Below are 18458 nucleotides of genomic sequence, written 5' to 3'. Positions count from 1 at the left end.
TTATTTGCCTGGCTTGAAACTGTCTTTCAAGTCAAGAATACGGTTAAATACTGGTTTCTTGCTATTATGATCGTATTGATCGGCAACGAAGTAACCTTCACGCTCAAACTGGAAGCGATCTTCCGGTTGAGCTTGCGCCAATGCCGGCTCAATCACGGCTTGAACCACCTTTAATGATTCAGGGTTCAGGTTGGCCAGGAAGTCATCACCCACTTCAGGATCCGACTCAGTGAACAGACGTTCATAAATACGGACTTCGGCAGGCACACCTTTAGTCGCAGATACCCAGTGAACCACGCCTTTCACCTTGCGGCCTTCAGGGTTCTTACCCAAAGTTTCAGGATCAATCGAACATTTCAGCTCAACCACTTCACCATTTTCATCTTTAATGACTTCATCACATTTGATCACATAGGCATGACGTAAACGTACTTCACCACCTGGAATCAGACGTTTAAAGCCTTTTGGTGGTTCTTCCTCAAAGTCTTTACGGTCAATAAACAGCTCAGTGGTTAAAGGAATCACGCGTTCGCCCATGTCCACGTTCGGATGACGTGAATGGGTCAGATCCATATCGGCTGGCAAGTTGCTTAAGGTCACTTTCAGTGGATTTAACACGGCCATACCACGCGCTGCGGTATTTTCCAGAGACTGGCGGATGCAATATTCCAGCATCGCGACATCGACAATACTACCATCCACTTTCGATACACCGACACGCTGGCAGAAATCACGCAGACCTTCAGGTGTAAAACCACGGCGACGCATACCGACTACAGTTGGCATACGTGGATCGTCCCAACCATTCACATGAGCACCTTCAACCAGTTTACGTAATTTACGTTTCGAGGTGATGGTGTAATCCACGTTCAAACGGCTAGATTCATACTGACGTGGCACAGATGGTGATTTAACCTTTGCCACCACCCAGTCATAGAACGGACGGTGATCCTGGAACTCTAATGTACAAAGCGAGTGGGTAATGCCTTCAATCGCATCAGACAATGGATGCGCATAGTCGTACATTGGATAAATTTTCCATGTATCGCCCGTCTGATGGTGCGCTGAATGCAAAATACGATACAAGATCGGATCACGCATATGTACGTTCGGTGAGGTCATATCGATTTTAGCGCGTAAAACAGCCTGACCTTCAGCATATTCGCCGCTACGCATCTTCTCAAAACGTTCCAGATTCTCTGCAACAGTTGCATCACGTTGTGGCGAGTTCTTACCCGGCTCGACAAAATTACCGCGGTTTAAACGGATGTCTTCGGGGCTTTGTAAATCCACATAGGCATCACCCTGTTCAATCAGCTGAACCGCCCATGTATAAAGTTGATCAAAATAGCTCGATGCATAGCGCGGCTCGCCCTCCCACTGGAAGCCCAACCATTTCACATCATTGGCAATACCATCAACATATTCCTGTTCTTCAGCATCCGGATTGGTATCATCAAAACGAAGATTACACACCCCCTGGAATTCTTCAGCAATCCCAAAGTTCAAGCAAATTGCTTTCACATGGCCAATATGTAAGTAGCCATTTGGCTCAGGCGGAAAACGCGTGACGATCTGTTGGGTACGACCAGCGGCTAAATCATCCGTAATGACCTGACGTACAAAGTCCAAGCCCGGTTGTTGTTCTTGCTGCTGCACTGAATCGACTGCATTGTTCTTTTGGGTCGGGTTCTCGGGCAGAGATGTCACAACATCATTTGGCTTCATGATCAATCATTCACTTCTAAAGTTAAAAAGGGATTAACGAATATTTAATCGCACAGGTTGTACGCATATTCATTATCAAAGTTCCTTAGTTTAACTAGAGGTGAATAATCTCTCAACCGCTAACTATGGTATTTGATTTCAATTCACCCATTTTAAAAAATGAAAATACGGCGAGTTGCCTGAAACTAAAATATCAGTGCTTGTACAAGCAGTAAAATCATTAATTTACGCCAATTCAAAATAGGGTGCCTGATAGGGCAATATCTGAAATGCCTTGATAAATCAACGTATAAATAAGGTACTATTTTTATGCTTTTAACAAAGAAAATAATGTTTTTACTTGCCTAGTCGATTGTAGTTTGCTTATGCTTCACTCATTCAGAAAAAACCATGGCACTCGTCCATGATTAGGAGATTACACAATGAGTTTTCCTCAAGTCGAATTAAACACCAATAAAGGTCGTATTGTTCTTGAACTCAATGCTGAAAAAGCACCTAAAACAGTGGCTAACTTTTTAGAATATGTGCGTGACGGTTTTTATGACGGCGTAATTTTCCACCGTGTAATTGATGGTTTCATGATCCAGGGTGGTGGTATGGATGAAAACTTCAAAGAAAAAGCGACCCGTGATGCAATCGAAAATGAAGCAGACAATGGCTTAACTAACGATTTGGGCACAATTGCCATGGCGCGTACGCAAGCTCCACATTCTGCATCTGCTCAATTCTTCATTAACGTTGGCAACAACGCATTCCTTAACCATTCTGGTAAAACAGCACAAGGTTGGGGTTATGCAGTATTTGGTAAAGTGACTGACGGCATGGACATTGTCAACGAAATTAAAGGCGTTCGTACTGGCAACCGTGGCTACCACGCTGATGTTCCACTAGAAAATGTAGTTATTGAGTCTGCAAAAATCATTTCTGAATAAAAAACGTCCTCTCCGTTCTTTATGAGTTTTAAAGCGATGCTTTAAAACGGTGTAATGGAAAATCCCTCATATAAATGAGGGATCTAGAGAGGAATAAAAGGAAAAGATTCGTGACCTATCTGTTTATCTCAGATTTACATTTGTCACCTGATCACCCTCGACTTGTTCGGGGGTTTTTAGATTTATTGACCGAATATCAAGATCAAAATACCCGATTGTATATTTTGGGTGACTGGTTCAATGCCTGGATCGGTGACGACTATACAGCCCCATGGCTGGACGAAATTGTCACTGCCTTAAAACAGTTTATTCAGGCTGGTAATCAGGTATATTTTCAGGCAGGCAACCGGGATTTTGTTCTCGGCAGCAAGTTTTTAGCTCAATTTGGCGGAAAGCTACTTCCTGAGATAGACCAACTGAACATTGCAGGAACACGTTTTCGCCTGGAACATGGTGATGCACTGTGTACCGATGACATCGCTTATCAGCACTTTAAAAAGATTATCCGGCATCCACTTCTGCTAGGCTTATTAAAGCGTGCACCGCTGTCTTTCCGTAAAAAATTAGCCAATGGTTTCCGTCAGCAAAGTCATCAGGCGCAGCAGTTTAAAAGCTATGAGGTGATGGATGTCAATCCACAGGCTGTTGAACTGGCATTAACAGATGTAGATGTTCTGATTCATGGCCATACACATCGTGCAGCCATTCACCAGCTAGGACAGAAAAAAAGAATCGTACTCGGCGACTGGAAAGAAGATCGTGCAGAGATTCTAGAAATTCAGGAAAATCAAAGCTTTGACACCCTAAAACTAAAAAAGTGGCGATATTAATCGGCCACTTTTTTAAGACATCTATTTGTTTAACACAAGCGATAAAGCTGGTTTACACCAGTATAGAAACTTTTACCATCAAGATTAAACAGGATTTCTTCACCAGTTTGCAGCTGGATCATTTTTCCAACTTCGACCCAGATAAAACCATCCTGAGTGTTTTGTTTACGCTTTAACGGAACCAGTTTAACATTAATTTCGCCACCATTTACGGCAGTGGCGGTATGCCATTCATTTAAAATATTCAAAATAATTACTCATAAAATGAGCTTTTTGTGACTGTACAAAGAGATTAATAAAACCAAATTTGTATAATAATTCTGTAGTTACTAGATGTTATCCAAGCTCAAAGGCTTGAACCAAAAGTGAATCACAATTAGCTAGAAATAATAAAAGCGAGAACTATACTCGCTCGAAGTGTTATCACTATACACCTTATTTTTCATGAAAGCAAACATACATTGTCATTACAAATAATGCCTGCCTGATTTTTAAAACAATGATTGTGCAGAAATTTTATGAAGGTAATTGTCTTTGATAGATATCACTTTTATAAATGATTCACAGCTGCTACAAGGCCATTAAAACAAATAGCAGACAGCAAAAGTTCAGTTCTGCTCTTCTCATCATTCAGGAAAGAAGCATATTACGCCTTATGTTAGGCCAAAAAACAGACAATCATCTTGTTAGATTTGAATGAATAGATCATTGCAGACAAGTTCTGATTAAAAATCATTCAGAATCTTATCTAATCCATTCATTCAGACCTGATAAATGATTAATATCCCGTATTTGTTTTAATTACATTTATATCTGTTTTATATTTTCCCAACAAATCCCGCAATGAATTCATCAGAACGCTGGTATCAACGCCTACTGCAACAAATTCAGTGCCAAGTTCCAGATACTTTTGTGTGACTTCATGCTGAGTTGACAGAATACCAGCGGCTTTACCTGCAACACGAATCCGCTGAATTGCATCCACAACCGCGGCTTGCACCTCTGGATGATTTGGATCACCCTGATAGCCCATGGTAGCAGACAGGTCTACGGCGCCAATAAATACCCCGTCAATTCCATCAATCTGAAGAATAGCATCCAGATTTTCCAATCCGGTAACCGACTCAATCTGGATCAGCAAACAGATTTCTTCATGCGCAGTCTGATAATAATTCGGAATGCTGTTCCAGCGCGTGGCACGTGCCAGCGCAGCACCAACGCCACGAATCCCTTCCGGTGGATAACGCACTGCCTTAACCATCAGTTCCGCCTGTTCCACTGTTTCGACCATCGGAATCAATAAAGTCTGCGCACCGATATCGAGCAGCTGCTTGATCAGCTGTACACTGCCAACCGGAGGTCGTACCACCGCTTGCGACGGATAAGCGGCAATACTTTGCAGTTGCGACAATGTGATTCTCAAATCGCTGGGAGCATGCTCACCATCAATCAGTAACCAGTCATAGCCGGCATTTGCTGCAATCTCGGTACCATAGGCATCTGCCAGCCCAATCCACAACCCGATTTGCTGCTGGGTTTTAAGTTTGTGTTTAAAATAATTGGTAAATTGCATTTACGGACCTATTTGCATGTTACTGGCGATACTGCTTATTAAACGCTTCTTGTCCAAAAGTGCCAATAGACAAAAACTGCATTGTTATCTAATTTAATGCTAAGTTTTACTTGCATTTATATCAAGATCATTCAACAACAGACTTTGCCTGAGGTATTTTTATTGTAATAATCAGGAGATCTCAAAATCTTATACCTGCAAAACCGCTATCCTCTGTTTATTTAAAAAGATTGGAGTCCATTAATGGATTTACTCAAAATCACACAGACCCGCTATGCCACTAAAGCCTATGATCCGAGCAAGAAAATTCCGGCAGACCAGTTTGAACGCCTATTAGAAATTTTGCGTTTTGCCCCGTCTTCAATCAATATTCAGCCCTGGCATTTTTTTATTGCCGATCATGAGGCAGCCAAACAGCGAATTGCCAAAGCGTTGGTCGGCACCTATGCTTATAATGCACCTAAAGTTCTGGATTCTTCACATACCATTTTATTTTGTACCAAAGCCGATATTAATGAGCTGCATCTGGAAAACTTGCTGAATCGCGATGATCTCAGTGGTCGCTTTAAAGATGAGTCGGCCAAAGAAGGCCAGAAAAACACCCGTGCAGGCTATATTCATTATTATCGTAATGAAAAAGGTGATATTCAGCGCTGGGCTGAAAATCAGACCTTTATTGCGCTCGGTCAGATGCTGTTGGCTGCCGGAATTGAAGGTGTCGATGCCACACCAATTGGCGGCTTTGATGAAGAGATTATCACTGAAGAATTAAAACTTGCAGAACAGGGTTTAATTCCCTCTGTGCTGCTGACTTTGGGTTATCGCAGTGAAAATGACTTCAATGCCAAACTACCGAAATCCCGCCTGCCTGCTGAAGACATTTTCACCAAACTGTAAGGATCTTATGCTATAAAAGGGGCCAGGCGCCCCTTTCCATATCAGTTCGGGCCTATTTTTTGCTTTATTTAATTTACCATCTAATAGAATAACAATAGAGGTCATCTATGTCGCTCCTTACCTCCAAATCCCTGAAATTTGCATGCCATCATTGCGATAAAATTTATCTCCAACACTATAAAGATCAACAGCATCGTTATCCGCACTGTCCAGACTGCCAACAGGCCGGTTTATTGCTTGGACTGGCCGAAGCAGGCGACCTGCTGCGACATCCGATTAAATTTGCATCGTCTTATGTCAAACAGACATTGCATAAGCTAGGCAAATCACACTAGTGAGACCTAGCAGTAAACCCGCGGCACTTGCAGGTTTGAGTCGCTCTTTAAAGAACATCAGACCTGCAATGACTCCAAATACCACCACCAGAATATTCATGCCAGCAAAGACAATTGCCGGCGAATCCTTGAGCAGCATATGGGCTTTGACATAAAACGCAATATTGGCAAAATTCAGCACACCCAATAACAGACCAGCGCCTATATTCTGTATCGACCCCAAGCTTTTATATTTAAACAGCAGATAGCCCATCGACATGATCAGAGCGCAAATAAACATCAGATTGAGTGCAACGGCGAACTGCAAACCTAAACTGGTTGTATATTTTAATAATACATCAATCAGTGCATAACCCACCCAGACCAGCCCCAGATACAACATGCCCTGACTGCCCTGTCCTGTACTTTGTCGATGTGAGAATAAAATACACAGCACTGCGCCAATACCTAAAGCGATCCCGAGTATTTTCAGCTGATTAAACTGTTCCTGAAAAATAAAATAAGCCGCCGCCAGTGACAAGACTACAGAAAGCCGCTGGGCGATTTCTGTTTTTAAAATTCCAGCGCTTTCCAAGGCTTTGGCCAGCAACAGAAATACGCTCGGAAGCAAAATACCCAATGCCAGAATGAGGAACCATGGTGTCTGGCTTGGCGAAATATGCTGGATATCCAGCTTAAACCAGAAAAAGCACAACAAGCTGGCGGTGGCATAATTCCAGCTAATCATGTGGATCGGACTCAGCCCTCTGTTTTTGGCGACTTTTAATAATATTGAGACCACAACGCTACACAGCGCTGCTGCGAAAATCAGTTCCATATGCTGCTCTTATTCTTGGTATTTATCAGTCTACAAAAAAGCCCACATTCGCTGTGGGCTTTTTCTATAAATGATTCACTGGGAATTATTTATTATAGTACGACACCATTTTCTCTAAAGAAATTGGGCGAATCTTGTCTGCATTACCGGCAGTACCAAATGCTTCATAACGATCGATACAGATTTGCTTCATGGCATCAACCGTTGCGCTGAAGAATTTACGAGGATCGAATTCGCTTGGTTTTTCTGCCATCATACGACGCATTGCACCTGTAGATGCTAAACGCAAGTCAGTATCGATGTTGATTTTACGCACGCCATGTTTGATCGCTTCAACCAGCTGCTCAACCGGAACACCATAAGTTTCCTTGATGTCGCCGCCATACTGGTTAATTACTGCCAACCACTCTTGTGGCACAGAGCTTGAACCGTGCATAACCAAATGCGTATTTGGAAGTGCCGCATGAATTTCTTTAATGCGGTCAATCGCCAGAATATCGCCTGTAGGTGGACGCGTAAATTTGTACGCACCGTGTGAAGTACCTACAGCAATCGCCAGCGCATCCACATTGGTATCTGCAACGAAACTACGTGCTTCTTCAACTGAAGTCAGGAGTTGAGAATGATCCAGTACGCCTTCTGCGCCCACGCCATCTTCTTCACCCGCCATACCTGTTTCAAGGCTACCTAAACAACCGATCTCACCTTCTACAGAAACGCCACATGCATGTGCCATTTGAACCGTACGACGAGTCACATCAACGTTGTATTCGTATGAAGTTGGGGTTTTGCCATCTTCACCAAGTGAGCCGTCCATCATCACTGATGAAAAGCCGAGCTGGATTGAACGTTGGCAAATGTCAGGGCTGGTTCCGTGGTCTTGGTGCATTACCACTGGAATATGTGGCCATTCTTCAATTGCAGCCAGAATAAGGTGACGCAAGAACGGAGCGCCTGCATATTTACGCGCACCCGCAGATGCTTGTACGATAACAGGTGAATTGGTTGCATCTGCTGCAAGCATAATTGCACGCATTTGTTCTAAGTTGTTTACGTTAAATGCTGGTACGCCGTAAGCATGTTCGCCGGCGTGATCCAAGAGCTGGCGCAATGAAATAAGAGCCATAATATCCTCCCAGTGAATGCCACATATTCTACATGTTCAAAGGTTTCAATTCAGCAACAAATAACACTATTTAAAAAAAATCCCTGCTTTTGCAGGGATTTTTTCTCACATGCACTGGATTAAGGTGCTACAGGCTCGGAAGTCGCTGTAACTGACTGGTCTGCAGTGGCTGCGTCTGCTGGCGCATTGGCAATTTCAGCTGGAATATCGGTATTTTTTTCATCTAAAACTGGCTGGTCAATGGCATCAATCGCGGCTTGCTGTTCTGGCGTTATAGTCTCATTGGCCACTGCTGCCGAGCTTTCTGTTTCAGCGACCGGTGCATTTTCCTGTTTCGCACATGCAGTCAGTGCCAATGATGCAGCGAATAAAGCTGCCAAAGTTAACTGTTTTTTCATCACGTGATCTCATCATTTGGTGATTTAATCTCTGCATCTTATGACAGATTTATTGCATTTTCATGACGAAGCCATGAAGGGTAAGTTTTCATTGTCAAAAAAATGACATAAAAAAGCTGGCACTTGGCCAGCTTTTTAGCTTAGGACATGCAATCAAGCACGTTCTAAGAGTACCGCAACTGCAGGAAGGGTTTTACCTTCAACGAATTCGAGGAATGCACCACCACCCGTAGAAATATAGCCAATTTTATCTGCTACTTCGTACTTGTCGATTGCAGCCAATGTGTCACCACCACCCGCGATCGAGAAACCGGCAGATTCAGCAATCGCTAAAGATAAAGTTTTGGTACCTTCGCCGAATTGATCGACTTCAAACACACCCACCGGGCCATTCCAGAGAATGGTTTTAGAGGTTTTCAGGATTTCTGCAAATGCTTTTGCAGTTTCTGGACCCACATCCAGAATCATGTCGTTATCAGCAACATCGGCAACATTTTTCACAGTTGCTTTCGCAGCAGCCAATGAACCCAGGAAATCTTCAAAGTTGATTTCAGAAGCATCGGCAACCACAACGTCAGTTGGAAGTGGCACTGATACTTTTGCAGCAATGGCTTTTGCAGTATCGATCAGATCTTTTTCACACAGTGACTTACCAACGTTATAGCCTGCCGCAGCAAGGAAAGTATTGGCAATACCACCACCCACGATCAATTGATCGCAGATGTCAGACAGTGAAGTCAACACATCAAGTTTAGTCGATACTTTAGAACCCGCAACAATTGCCACCATTGGCTTTTCAGGTGTCTTAAGTGCACGGCCTAGTGCATCAAGTTCAGCTGCCAATAAAGGACCTGCTGCTGCAACTTTAGCAAGACGCGCTACGCCTTCAGTCGATGCTTCTGCACGGTGCGCTGTACCGAATGCATCCATCACGAATACATCACACAGCGCTGCATATTTTGCAGCAAGTTCAGGATTGTTTTTCTTCTCACCAACGTTAAAACGGCAGTTCTCAAGTAACACAACTTGACCCGGCTGAACCTCAACGCCATCTAGGTAGTCGGTAAATAGTTTTACGTCTTGACCCAAAGCTTCAGTCAAGTAAGCCGCTACAGGTGCAAGCGATTGTTCAGCTTTAGGCTCACCTTCAACCGGACGACCAAGGTGAGAATACACCATTACTGCAGCGCCTTTTTCAACTGCTGCTTGAATGGTTGGCAATGCTGCACGAAGACGCGCATCGCTGGTGATCACACCATTTTTAACAGGAACGTTTAAATCTTCACGGATCAGAACACGTTTACCTGCTAAATCGAGGTCAGTCATACGCTGAAAGTTCATGTAGAGCTCACTTTATAGATATTAAAACCAGCCGATTTTAAATGATTATGCAGAAAAAGGTTAGCATCTTTTGCAGAAAACATTCTGAATGCCAAAGTTTTGTTATGATAGAAAAAAGCTTCTTTTAGATTCAGTGCCTATGTCGATACATCCTGATCCAAATCTTAACCGTTTGAACGTGTTAGGTGAGCCTTTATCAAGCTGCTGCTTCGATCCGATTACCGGTTATTTCCGCAATGGCTTTTGCCATACTGCGACCACTGATCTGGGGCAGCATACGGTATGCGCGCAGATGACGTCGGAATTTCTCAATTTCTCGCAAAAAGTGGGCAATGACCTGATCACACCTTTGCCAGAGCTGGACTTCCCTGGCCTGCAACCCGGTGATTTCTGGTGCCTCTGCGTGACACGCTGGGTCGAAGCCTATGAAGCAGGTCAAGCCCCCCCGATCAAGCTGCAAGCCTGCCATAAAGCGGTGCTGTCTTATGTACCTTTAAATATTCTTGAGGAATATGCTGTCTAATGAATGCTGTACAGATTATTTTGGCATCCTCCAGCCAAACCCGTAAAGAGTTGATGGATCGCCTGCATATTGATTATATTTCTCTAGTACCGGATATCGATGAGTCTCCTCGCGGTGAAAATCACGCAGATGATTTGGCCAAGCGGCTGGCTTTTGAGAAAGCCAAATATATTGCTGAGAAAAATCCTGAAGCGATTGTGATTGGTTCGGATCAGGTGGCATGGCGTGAAGGCGCACCAGATATTTTTATTGGCAAACCTTTAACTCCTGAAAAAGCCATTCGCCAGTTACAGGCCAATTCGGACAAGATTGTCTATTTCAGTACTGCACTCAGTGTGCAACAGCAGGCTACTGGTTATGAACGAACGCTGGTCGAGCACTATAAAGTCAAGTTCCGTAAACTGTCCAAAGCCGAAATTGAACGCTATGTCACGATTGAACAGCCACTGCATTGTGCCGGCAGTTTCAAATGTGAAAGCCTCGGCATCAGCCTGTTTGAAAAAATGATCGGGCAAGACCAGACCACTTTGATGGGCATGCCGATGATCAAGCTGTGTCACATTCTTCGTGAATTGAAAATTTTAGTTCCTTAATCTCCCCTTAATTCAGGCTGTAATCTATGTCTCAACCTTTAGACGTTTTAGGCGGAATCACCGCTGAACAATTTTTGAGTGAATACTGGCAAAAAAAACCGTTACTGGTGCGTAATGCGATGCCTGAAATCGCCAATCTGCTTGAACCTGATGACGTGATGGAACTTGCGCTTGAAGAACACGTCACTGCGCGTTTAATCAAGCAAAAAGATCGCGATCCGAATCAGTGGAGCGTGAAATCTTCGCCTTTACTTAAAGCTGATTTTCAGAAAATGCCCAAGCTGTGGACACTTTTGGTTCAGGCGGTAGATCATTATTCATTTGACCTGTCGGAAATGTGGAAAAAGTTCCCGTTTATTCCGCAATGGCGCCGCGATGACATCATGGTGTCTTATGCACCTCAAGGCGGCTCTGTAGGAAAGCACTTTGATTTTTACGATGTCTTTCTGGTACAAGGCTACGGGCATCGTCGCTGGCAGCTCGGACAAATGTGTGATGCCGAAACTGTATTGGTTCCGGGTCAGCCACTGAAATTATTGCCTGAAATTGAGGTGAATTTTGACGAAGTTCTGGCACCTGGCGACTTGCTGTATGTGCCACCTGGTTTGGCGCATTACGGCGTTGCAGAAGATGATTGTCTAACCTTTTCCTTTGGCTTCCGTATGCCAAATGTGAGCGATATGATGGACCGTGTTGGTGATAAATTTTCTGAGAATGAAAGTTTACGCAATCCACTGGTTGATATTATTCGTGACCAGGTCGGAGCCATTGGTGAAGTCAGCGGCAATGAGCTGGAATATCTAAAAGAACAGATCATGCAGCAACTGCATAATTCGAATGTTTTAGAAGATGCCATTATGACTTTAATGTCAGAACCCAAATATCCAGAGAACCTTCCGGAAGCGGAAGAAATCGGCACAGGTGATCTGGAAGAAGCACTGGATCAGGGTTATAGCCTGATGCTCGAACCGGCTTCACGCTTGCTCTACACTGAAGCAGACGGCGATGTTCTGTTCTGGGCCAATGGTGAAGGGATTGAGATCTCTGAGGCATTTACCACAAAACTCAAGCAGCTTGCAGACGGTGAAATCATATTGCTGGATGAAAACTTCGCTGATGAAGATATTCTGGAAGATGTCGCGGCATTATTAAATGATGCGGTACTGATGCTGGTTCCGCCAGCAGAACAAGACTAATTCTAAGCTAAAGCCAAATAAAAAGAGGATTAAATAATCCTCTTTTTATTTGCAAAGATTAGGGTTGATAGAGCTCCAATACGACCTGAATCACTGTATGCCCTTTCTCAGACTCAATCTGAAACACGCCTCCCATACGTTCGACCCGCATTTTCATGCTGCGCATCCCAATACTCAGACCATTTTTTTGCACTATTTCAGCATCAAACCCAACGCCATTGTCCTGAATACTTAAGGTGAGTTGATGTGGCAGAAAATATTCCAGACTGACTTTCGCCTGACTGGCCTGACTGTGCTTAATGATATTGGTCAGACTTTCTTCGACCACCCGAATCAGGGTCAAACACTGCAATGCGGTCGGTTCACGCTGCCAGACTTTTGGAAATAACCATTCAACCTCAATATTTATCTCTTCCAGCAACTGGGTAAAACGATAACGTACCGGGGCAATCCAGAGTAGCGGGGTTTCCGGTACTTTATTTTCGATAGACGAACCACTATCAATGATTTGTCTGAGATCATCTCTGAGCAATTTCAGCATGGAAAGAAACTGTCGGTTGGGAATGCTGTCAGTACTCTGATCGACCAGAATCATAGAGCGCACAATCGAGCCTCCTAGCCCGTCATGCAGTTCATGCGATAAGTTAATCCGCTCCTGTAAGCGGACATTATCCAGCTCCAGTTGATGTTTATCGTTCAGGCTTTTATTCAGATCAGCACCGACCTGCTGGACTTTACGTTCTAACTGGCTATTAAATTTTTCGATTTTCCTGACATTACGATTCAACCGCGTGGCCATAATCAGCACCACAAACAGGGTAATAATCGGTGAGGTATAGGGTGATAAAGGTGAAAAATCACTAATTGCCGTTTGACTTAAAATGATCAGATCTACGATTACACATAACAAAATCCCCCACAGACACAGCATCAAGAAAAGATATTCCCCATTGCGGGTTTTAAGTGCGTGATAGCTCACATAAATAATACAGCTTATAAATAATCCCACATAGAAAATAAATGCTGTGCCCAGTACCTGCCCCAGATAACCCAAGGAACTCATCACAATCAGCAGAGCAAATAAAAGCGTGATCAGGATAAATCCCCGCTCCACATATTTAAATCTCTGTTTTAAAAAGCGGATCAAATACAGACTAAAACAGTGGATATAGGCAATAAAACAAAGCATATTGGCTTTGCTGGCCGCGATGCTGGAGCGAAACGGAAAGCTTTCTGTGGTCAGCATATTGGAAATAAACAGAATCCATAGGAATGAACTGAGTGCCAGCCAGCCAGCCAAAGGTGGTTTCTGAACGTCGAAATTGCCAGACAATGAAGCAGATGATCCCAATCATTGCTGAGAAAATCATATTCATCTGAAACAGCGTGCGGCGATCCCAGATTTCGCCTAAATGCTTCTGGCTATTGACCAGCACATTATTAAATTCAATTTTACCCAGTCCGGCGTTCTGAAAACTATAACCCTGTACATAAACCAGAATTTCATTACTGCCCTTGTTTAAGCCACTGATGGGCAAAATCCAGTAACGCGGCATATTCCAACTTTTTGACAATGGCTCTTGCAGGTGTTGATCTGACCAGAGTAAATCACCATTCAGGAACACGGCGCCGGCCGAATTAATATAATCAATGGAAAAGGCAATCGGTTCTGCAAGACGAATATTGTCTTGGCATGACCAGTCCCAAACAATTTTATACCAGGCCCCACCATGATAATCTTTCCAGTTACGCTGCCAGTTATCCGGCAAACTGACACTTTGCCAGCCAGATGCAGGCATCTGGCTAGGATTTTGCACCTGAACCTTTTGAATGTAGTCAATCTTTACATCACAGAGATCATTAACCTGAAAATGGTCTTGCGCCTGACTCATAGCACTTAACAGACACAGCCAGCAGCAAAAGAGCAACATACCGATCCATTGCAATCTCTGTCGCTGCCTGCTTCCAGAACGAGCTGGATGCATCACAGAATTCCTAAATGCCGTGCGGTACTGACTGCCTTGGTACGCCGACTGACGGACAGTTTCCGGTAAATATGCTTGATATGACTTTCGACGGTATAACGTGACACACAAAGTTGCTCGGCAAGCTCTCGATTACTCAGGCCTTGTGCGACCAGTGACAGAATTTCTTTTTCCCGATGGGTCAGCACTTCCTGCTCGGCATCCGAATGGTTGCGTTCGACTGGTGGTGATGAAGCAGGTATAGAAATCTGCTTGAGAATTTCCCGCGCAATAAAAGGATCAATTGGCGCGCCACCCCGTAAAATACTGCGGATCGCCAAAGTGACCTCCACATCATCGCGTTCTTTTAATACATAACCGGTGGCACCCGCCTGAATTGCGGTAAATAAACTGTTCTGCGTACTCCAGGCCGAAACCACCAAAATCAGAGTTTGTGCGTCATTTTCGCGAATTTTTTCAATAATCGAAATCCCACTTCCATCCGGCAGCCCCAAATCGACCAATGCCAGTGAAATCGGCTGTTGTTTTAAAATGAAATATGCTTCTTTAAGATTATTGGCAAAGAGCAGAACATCTTCGCTATAGCCCAAATTGGTTAATATAATTTTTAAACGTCGTTGAATGACATACTCATCTTCAACGATTAATACAGGTACTGGCAAGACTGCCTCTAGTGCTGTCATAAGCACGCCCCTTATATTTATTGTTATGTCACCTTGAAGAGTAAAATATAACCAAAAAAACTCTAAAAATCATGATTTATTTCATTTTTATGCTATTTCTTTCTAGCCTCATAGGGATATTCTAAATACCGTCTGCTTAAAACCAGCATAAAAAAATGCCATCTACGCAGTGAATGGCATTTCTTAAGCACAATTTTAGAGTTTTAATAGGCTGAATATTTTAAGCGGCGCCGTATTGCTGTTTTAAATATTTTACAATCTCAGCTGATTCAAACATATTCACGCCTGTATTTGGATCGACCAGATAAGGAACCTGAATATTATTTCCCATCATTTCAAATAAATGTTCACGCTTCCCGCCTGGTAGTGGTTCATATTTCCCCGGTCTTAAGCGCAACTTGGCTGGCCCATAATCCTGCCAGCGTTCTTTGGCGACATTGTGAAAAATAAAGGGAACTTCCAGCTCACTCAACACGGCGCGTACGATCCGGGTATAAGGACTGGCCTCAAAACCCCATAATTCTAGTAACTGTTCAGGTGTTGGCCGATCCTTGATCTTGGGATTCACCATTCCTCCGCGTAAACCGTTGATGACTGTGCCAGCAATTGCAGCCACCGGAATTTTGGGATAGTGAGCATATTTTTTGGGTGTCTTGCCTGTTTTGCCATAGTGCTTGAACAGATGATGAATAATATCTTGCGATTCATAAAGTCGATCGCCCGTATTTTCATCTACCAGAAATGGAAACTGGAGTTTTCCGCCTAATTGCTGAACTTCGGGACGAAAATGAGTACCACCCCGTGGACATGGATAGACTTCATAATCCAGATTCAGCAAAGTCATGACTTCACGCACCCGGCGACAAAATGGCGAACCCTCATATTCATAGAGCTTTAAGGCTTTTTCAGGCTGATTCGGAAATGGTGTACCGACCATGCCACGTCCACCTTGAGCGACTGCAGAGGCCAAAGCTTGTGCAACTTTAATTTGATGACCCAACATAATATTTTCCTGTTTTTGTTTTATTCAACTGAAAGACAGAATGTAAGCATCCTGTCTTTCGCGGTATAGATCAGTTTTGTTGTTATTCTTTAATGTAACACTTGGCCAATTAAGCCACTAAGGCTGTTTTAGAGACCACAATGCCATTATTGTCTGCATAGACATAATCGCCAGCATTAAACGTGACTCCACCAAAACAGAGGGTGATATCCACCTCACCCACGCCCTTGCGATTGCTCTTCTGTGGAATAGCCGCCAATGCATGTACACCAAGGTCTAATTCAGCAATCGCATCGACATCACGCACACAACCATAAATAATCACACCATTCCAGTGATTTTTGACCGCAGATTCCGCAATCAGGTCACCCATCAAGGCACAGCGCATCGATGCACCGCCATCGACCACCAGTACCTTGCCTGTTCCATCTGTGGCCAGTAACTCTTTCACCCGGGAGTTATCTTCAAAACATTTCACCGTCACAATCTGACCGCCAAAAGTTTTCCGGGCCCCATAACTCTTAAAAAATTTACCGTCCAGACAAGGTGTCACCACTTGAAGCTCTAATTCCGGATGATCATCTAATAAGTCACAGGTGACAAATGCTGCTGTAGACACGGTGTTTCCCCTCATTTCATTTTTTGTATGCGTAAATTATCATAAATTTCAAATTTTACCGTCTGAGTCAGCGCGGCCTCGACCATAGTATGAGCTACCTGCTCGGCTGTCACTGGCTTATAAGCAAAACCATCCGGAATAAAACGCGATATTTTATGATAAACCTGCTGTGCGGCATCCTCCAAAAAACGCTGCTCGGGACGTTCGCCAATTAATAATGAAGGCCGAATCAGGCTGATTTTATCCAGACTCAAGGTCTGTACATATTCTTCTAGCTGGCCTTTAACCTGATTATAATAAAAATGAGACTGGGAGTTGGCGCCCATCGCACTCAACAGCAAGTAATGCGCTGAAGTCTGTTGCAGCAATTCGGCAAAATGGGCATTAATAGTATAATCAATATTATAAAAGGCCTGCTTGGATCCGGCTTGTTTCATGGTACTGCCCAAACAGCTAAAACCGTGACTGTGCTCGCTGACATCCTGATCATTCAGCATCAGAAAATCTTCAAGTACCAATTGCTGGACTTTATCCAAACTATTCAGATCATTTTGATATTTTCTGACCACTGCAGTAATCTGCTGGCAAGTTGGCTCGTCTTGCAGACGTTTTATCAGTTGTTTTCCCACCAAACCGGTGGCACCTATGACGATGGGATGAATCAGCGATTTAGTCATTTTTTATACGATCTCCTAGGTAGAATACTAATCTAACGTTTTCTTTAGAATTTTTCTGCATCTAAAATGTTGTCAAAGCATGTCAAGACTTGACTTCGGTGCTCAGTTTAATCAAAATATGGCACTTGTTTACGGGCTGGTGATAATTCCTCTGATGATGGTTTTCAGTTGAGTTTCAGCCCGCCCAGACCAATCTATTTCAAGGAGTGCACGAGTGGCAAACTCTGCTCAAGCTAAAAAACGTGCTCGTCAAAACGTTAAAGCACGCAAACACAACGCAAGCTTGCGTTCTATGGTTCGTACCTATCTTAAACGTACATTAGCTGCTATCGGCACTAATGACTATGCTGTTGCTACTGAAGCGTACAAAACGCTTGTTCCAGTAATCGACCGCATGGCTGACAAAGGCATCATCCATAAAAACAAAGCAGCTCGTCACAAGAGCCGCTTGAACGCACAAGTTAAAGCATTAGCTAACTAATTTGTTGCAATGAAAAAAGCCCTTTTTAGGGCTTTTTTTGTGTCTGCTAAAAAATGATTCTGTATTTTTCTCATTTTTATTTTCAATTTTTTACTCTGATATAATCCCATATAAAAATTATGGTATTCTCAATCATATTGCTTACATCACTATAATTTTAAGCTTGTCACTATTTTGCTGGCTGTGAAGGGAATAAAAACCATGATTACAAAATATTTGCCATCTTTAGAGAAGTTTCTAGCAATCGAACAGCAATATATTGAATACTTTAAGACCCAAGGTGAAAAAGACATTTTAGGCCGGGTGATTTCCAACATGAAAGGCACTGCTGGACTTCAGGCATCTCAAGGCGTAGACGCCTGGTTAGGCTATGGTGTGTATTTGCCCGCAGTAGAATATATCTTTGCCCGATATAACGGTGAAAATGAAGTAGATTTTTATATACGCACCAGCTATCCCCAACAAGTCGTTGCAGCTTACAGCCTTCCGGAACATGACATCGCAACACTGATCGCCGCCGACAAATATAGTCGCATTCATCAGCAACAGGTTCCAGTCAATAGTCCTCTTTGGCCGCTGAATGATACAGGTGACCTGCTTGATCTCAATGCCTATCCTCAGCGCTTAAAAGCCAACATTTAGAAAAAACAGACCTATATGTAAAAAGCCCAATCATATCTGCGATTGGGCTTTTTATATGATAAATGAATGACCTATTAAA

General features: G+C 43.3%; 20 protein-coding genes and 1 pseudogene. 9 read left to right on the top strand and 12 right to left on the bottom strand.

Annotated features, from left to right (window positions below; all coding sequences use genetic code 11):
- The gene (locus FTU42_RS05815) at window positions 1-1728 is read right to left on the bottom strand and encodes a glutamine--tRNA ligase/YqeY domain fusion protein (RefSeq protein ID WP_005171137.1); all 1728 of its coding nucleotides are present in this window, start codon (window positions 1726-1728) and stop codon (window positions 1-3) included.
- Between the two features lie 422 nt (window positions 1729-2150).
- On the opposite strand from FTU42_RS05815, the gene FTU42_RS05810 reads away from it, so the two are divergent.
- Both FTU42_RS05810 and FTU42_RS05805 read left to right on the top strand, forming a co-directional pair.
- Window positions 2151-2660, top strand: a complete 510-nt coding sequence (locus tag FTU42_RS05810; RefSeq protein WP_005171140.1) for a peptidylprolyl isomerase — start codon at window positions 2151-2153, stop codon at window positions 2658-2660.
- Between the two features lie 110 nt (window positions 2661-2770).
- Window positions 2771-3490 (top strand): UDP-2,3-diacylglucosamine diphosphatase, encoded by a 720-nt coding sequence (locus FTU42_RS05805; RefSeq protein WP_180083154.1) that lies wholly within the window; start codon window positions 2771-2773, stop codon window positions 3488-3490.
- 29 nt (window positions 3491-3519) lie between these two features.
- Here FTU42_RS05805 and FTU42_RS05800 read toward each other — a convergent pair whose 3' ends face one another.
- Both FTU42_RS05800 and hpaI read right to left on the bottom strand, forming a co-directional pair.
- A complete protein-coding gene (locus FTU42_RS05800) occupies window positions 3520-3744 on the bottom strand; it encodes a transposase (RefSeq protein WP_180075114.1) in 225 nt (74 codons plus the stop codon).
- Window positions 3745-4268: 524 nt separating this feature from the next.
- Complete coding sequence (gene hpaI, locus FTU42_RS05795; protein WP_159515806.1) at window positions 4269-5063, bottom strand: 4-hydroxy-2-oxoheptanedioate aldolase; 795 nt, start codon at window positions 5061-5063, stop codon at window positions 4269-4271.
- Window positions 5064-5306: 243 nt separating this feature from the next.
- On the opposite strand from hpaI, the gene nfsB reads away from it, so the two are divergent.
- Complete coding sequence (gene nfsB / locus FTU42_RS05790; RefSeq protein WP_180075084.1) at window positions 5307-5960, top strand: oxygen-insensitive NAD(P)H nitroreductase; 654 nt, start codon at window positions 5307-5309, stop codon at window positions 5958-5960.
- Between the two features lie 107 nt (window positions 5961-6067).
- Window positions 6068-6295, top strand: a complete 228-nt coding sequence (locus FTU42_RS05785; protein ID WP_180075085.1) for a hypothetical protein — start codon at window positions 6068-6070, stop codon at window positions 6293-6295.
- Here the strand turns inward: FTU42_RS05785 and FTU42_RS05780 are convergent.
- From FTU42_RS05780 to FTU42_RS05765, 4 genes are all read right to left on the bottom strand, one after another.
- Entirely contained in the window at window positions 6258-7112 is an 855-nt protein-coding gene (locus FTU42_RS05780; RefSeq protein WP_180075086.1) for a DMT family transporter, read from the bottom strand. The genes FTU42_RS05785 and FTU42_RS05780 overlap by 38 nt on opposite strands.
- An 85-nt stretch (window positions 7113-7197) precedes the next feature.
- Window positions 7198-8238, bottom strand: a complete 1041-nt coding sequence (fba, locus tag FTU42_RS05775; RefSeq protein ID WP_005096736.1) for a class II fructose-bisphosphate aldolase — start codon at window positions 8236-8238, stop codon at window positions 7198-7200.
- Window positions 8239-8357: 119 nt separating this feature from the next.
- The gene (locus FTU42_RS05770) at window positions 8358-8636 is read right to left on the bottom strand and encodes a hypothetical protein (RefSeq protein WP_005096734.1); all 279 of its coding nucleotides are present in this window, start codon (window positions 8634-8636) and stop codon (window positions 8358-8360) included.
- A 153-nt stretch (window positions 8637-8789) separates the two neighbouring features.
- A complete protein-coding gene (locus tag FTU42_RS05765) occupies window positions 8790-9977 on the bottom strand; it encodes a phosphoglycerate kinase (protein ID WP_074382847.1) in 1188 nt (395 codons plus the stop codon).
- 139 nt (window positions 9978-10116) lie between these two features.
- On the opposite strand from FTU42_RS05765, the gene FTU42_RS05760 reads away from it, so the two are divergent.
- The 3 genes from FTU42_RS05760 to FTU42_RS05750 are packed head-to-tail and all read left to right on the top strand — an operon-like array spanning window position 10117 to window position 12289.
- Entirely contained in the window at window positions 10117-10500 is a 384-nt protein-coding gene (locus FTU42_RS05760; RefSeq protein ID WP_005096732.1) for a DUF2237 family protein, read from the top strand.
- Window positions 10500-11093: a nucleoside triphosphate pyrophosphatase gene (locus FTU42_RS05755; RefSeq protein ID WP_074382848.1), complete on the top strand. Its 594-nt coding sequence runs from the start codon at window positions 10500-10502 to the stop codon at window positions 11091-11093. The genes FTU42_RS05760 and FTU42_RS05755 overlap by 1 nt, the downstream gene beginning before the upstream one ends.
- A 26-nt stretch (window positions 11094-11119) precedes the next feature.
- A complete protein-coding gene (locus tag FTU42_RS05750; RefSeq protein WP_180075087.1) occupies window positions 11120-12289 on the top strand; it encodes a cupin domain-containing protein in 1170 nt (389 codons plus the stop codon).
- A 58-nt stretch (window positions 12290-12347) separates the two neighbouring features.
- Here the strand turns inward: FTU42_RS05750 and FTU42_RS05745 are convergent.
- The 5 genes and pseudogenes from FTU42_RS05745 to FTU42_RS05725 form a co-directional block, all read right to left on the bottom strand.
- Window positions 12348-14274 (bottom strand): annotated as a pseudogene (locus FTU42_RS05745) (ATP-binding protein).
- Complete coding sequence (locus FTU42_RS05740; protein ID WP_100535002.1) at window positions 14274-14957, bottom strand: response regulator transcription factor; 684 nt, start codon at window positions 14955-14957, stop codon at window positions 14274-14276. The pseudogene FTU42_RS05745 and the gene FTU42_RS05740 overlap by 1 nt, the downstream one beginning before the upstream one ends.
- 220 nt (window positions 14958-15177) lie before the next feature.
- Complete coding sequence (locus tag FTU42_RS05735; protein ID WP_074382852.1) at window positions 15178-15960, bottom strand: glutathione S-transferase N-terminal domain-containing protein; 783 nt, start codon at window positions 15958-15960, stop codon at window positions 15178-15180.
- 109 nt (window positions 15961-16069) lie between these two features.
- Window positions 16070-16579 (bottom strand): ribonuclease E activity regulator RraA, encoded by a 510-nt coding sequence (gene rraA / locus FTU42_RS05730; protein ID WP_005171166.1) that lies wholly within the window; start codon window positions 16577-16579, stop codon window positions 16070-16072.
- A gap of 11 nt (window positions 16580-16590) precedes the next feature.
- A complete protein-coding gene (locus FTU42_RS05725; RefSeq protein ID WP_180083153.1) occupies window positions 16591-17256 on the bottom strand; it encodes an NAD(P)H-binding protein in 666 nt (221 codons plus the stop codon).
- Window positions 17257-17470: 214 nt separating this feature from the next.
- On the opposite strand from FTU42_RS05725, the gene rpsT reads away from it, so the two are divergent.
- Complete coding sequence (gene rpsT, locus FTU42_RS05720; RefSeq protein WP_005171172.1) at window positions 17471-17737, top strand: 30S ribosomal protein S20; 267 nt, start codon at window positions 17471-17473, stop codon at window positions 17735-17737.
- 201 nt (window positions 17738-17938) lie between these two features.
- On the top strand, window positions 17939-18379 hold the full coding sequence (locus tag FTU42_RS05715; protein WP_180075090.1) for a hypothetical protein: 441 nt from the start codon (window positions 17939-17941) through the stop codon (window positions 18377-18379).
- Window positions 18380-18458 lie beyond the last annotated feature (79 nt).

It is taken from the genome of Acinetobacter sp. YH12102 (assembly GCF_013419125.1).
Taxonomy (GTDB): Bacteria; Pseudomonadota; Gammaproteobacteria; order Pseudomonadales; family Moraxellaceae; genus Acinetobacter; species Acinetobacter pseudolwoffii.
This window is presented reverse-complemented; position numbering and strand designations above follow the sequence as displayed.

What these genes read in the sequence shown, in the direction of transcription:
- FTU42_RS05815 (WP_005171137.1), bottom strand. Translation starts at nt 1,728, where the DNA reads ATGAAGCCAAATGATGTTGTGACATCTCTGCCCGAGAACCCGACCCAA.
- FTU42_RS05810 (WP_005171140.1), top strand. Translation starts at nt 2,151, where the DNA reads ATGAGTTTTCCTCAAGTCGAATTAAACACCAATAAAGGTCGTATTGTT.
- hpaI (WP_159515806.1), bottom strand. Translation starts at nt 5,063, where the DNA reads ATGCAATTTACCAATTATTTTAAACACAAACTTAAAACCCAGCAGCAA.
- nfsB (WP_180075084.1), top strand. Translation starts at nt 5,307, where the DNA reads ATGGATTTACTCAAAATCACACAGACCCGCTATGCCACTAAAGCCTAT.
- FTU42_RS05785 (WP_180075085.1), top strand. Translation starts at nt 6,068, where the DNA reads ATGTCGCTCCTTACCTCCAAATCCCTGAAATTTGCATGCCATCATTGC.
- FTU42_RS05780 (WP_180075086.1), bottom strand. Translation starts at nt 7,112, where the DNA reads ATGGAACTGATTTTCGCAGCAGCGCTGTGTAGCGTTGTGGTCTCAATA.
- fba (WP_005096736.1), bottom strand. Translation starts at nt 8,238, where the DNA reads ATGGCTCTTATTTCATTGCGCCAGCTCTTGGATCACGCCGGCGAACAT.
- FTU42_RS05770 (WP_005096734.1), bottom strand. Translation starts at nt 8,636, where the DNA reads ATGAAAAAACAGTTAACTTTGGCAGCTTTATTCGCTGCATCATTGGCA.
- FTU42_RS05765 (WP_074382847.1), bottom strand. Translation starts at nt 9,977, where the DNA reads ATGAACTTTCAGCGTATGACTGACCTCGATTTAGCAGGTAAACGTGTT.
- FTU42_RS05760 (WP_005096732.1), top strand. Translation starts at nt 10,117, where the DNA reads ATGTCGATACATCCTGATCCAAATCTTAACCGTTTGAACGTGTTAGGT.
- FTU42_RS05755 (WP_074382848.1), top strand. Translation starts at nt 10,500, where the DNA reads ATGAATGCTGTACAGATTATTTTGGCATCCTCCAGCCAAACCCGTAAA.
- FTU42_RS05750 (WP_180075087.1), top strand. Translation starts at nt 11,120, where the DNA reads ATGTCTCAACCTTTAGACGTTTTAGGCGGAATCACCGCTGAACAATTT.
- FTU42_RS05740 (WP_100535002.1), bottom strand. Translation starts at nt 14,957, where the DNA reads ATGACAGCACTAGAGGCAGTCTTGCCAGTACCTGTATTAATCGTTGAA.
- FTU42_RS05735 (WP_074382852.1), bottom strand. Translation starts at nt 15,960, where the DNA reads ATGTTGGGTCATCAAATTAAAGTTGCACAAGCTTTGGCCTCTGCAGTC.
- FTU42_RS05725 (WP_180083153.1), bottom strand. Translation starts at nt 17,256, where the DNA reads ATGACTAAATCGCTGATTCATCCCATCGTCATAGGTGCCACCGGTTTG.
- FTU42_RS05715 (WP_180075090.1), top strand. Translation starts at nt 17,939, where the DNA reads ATGATTACAAAATATTTGCCATCTTTAGAGAAGTTTCTAGCAATCGAA.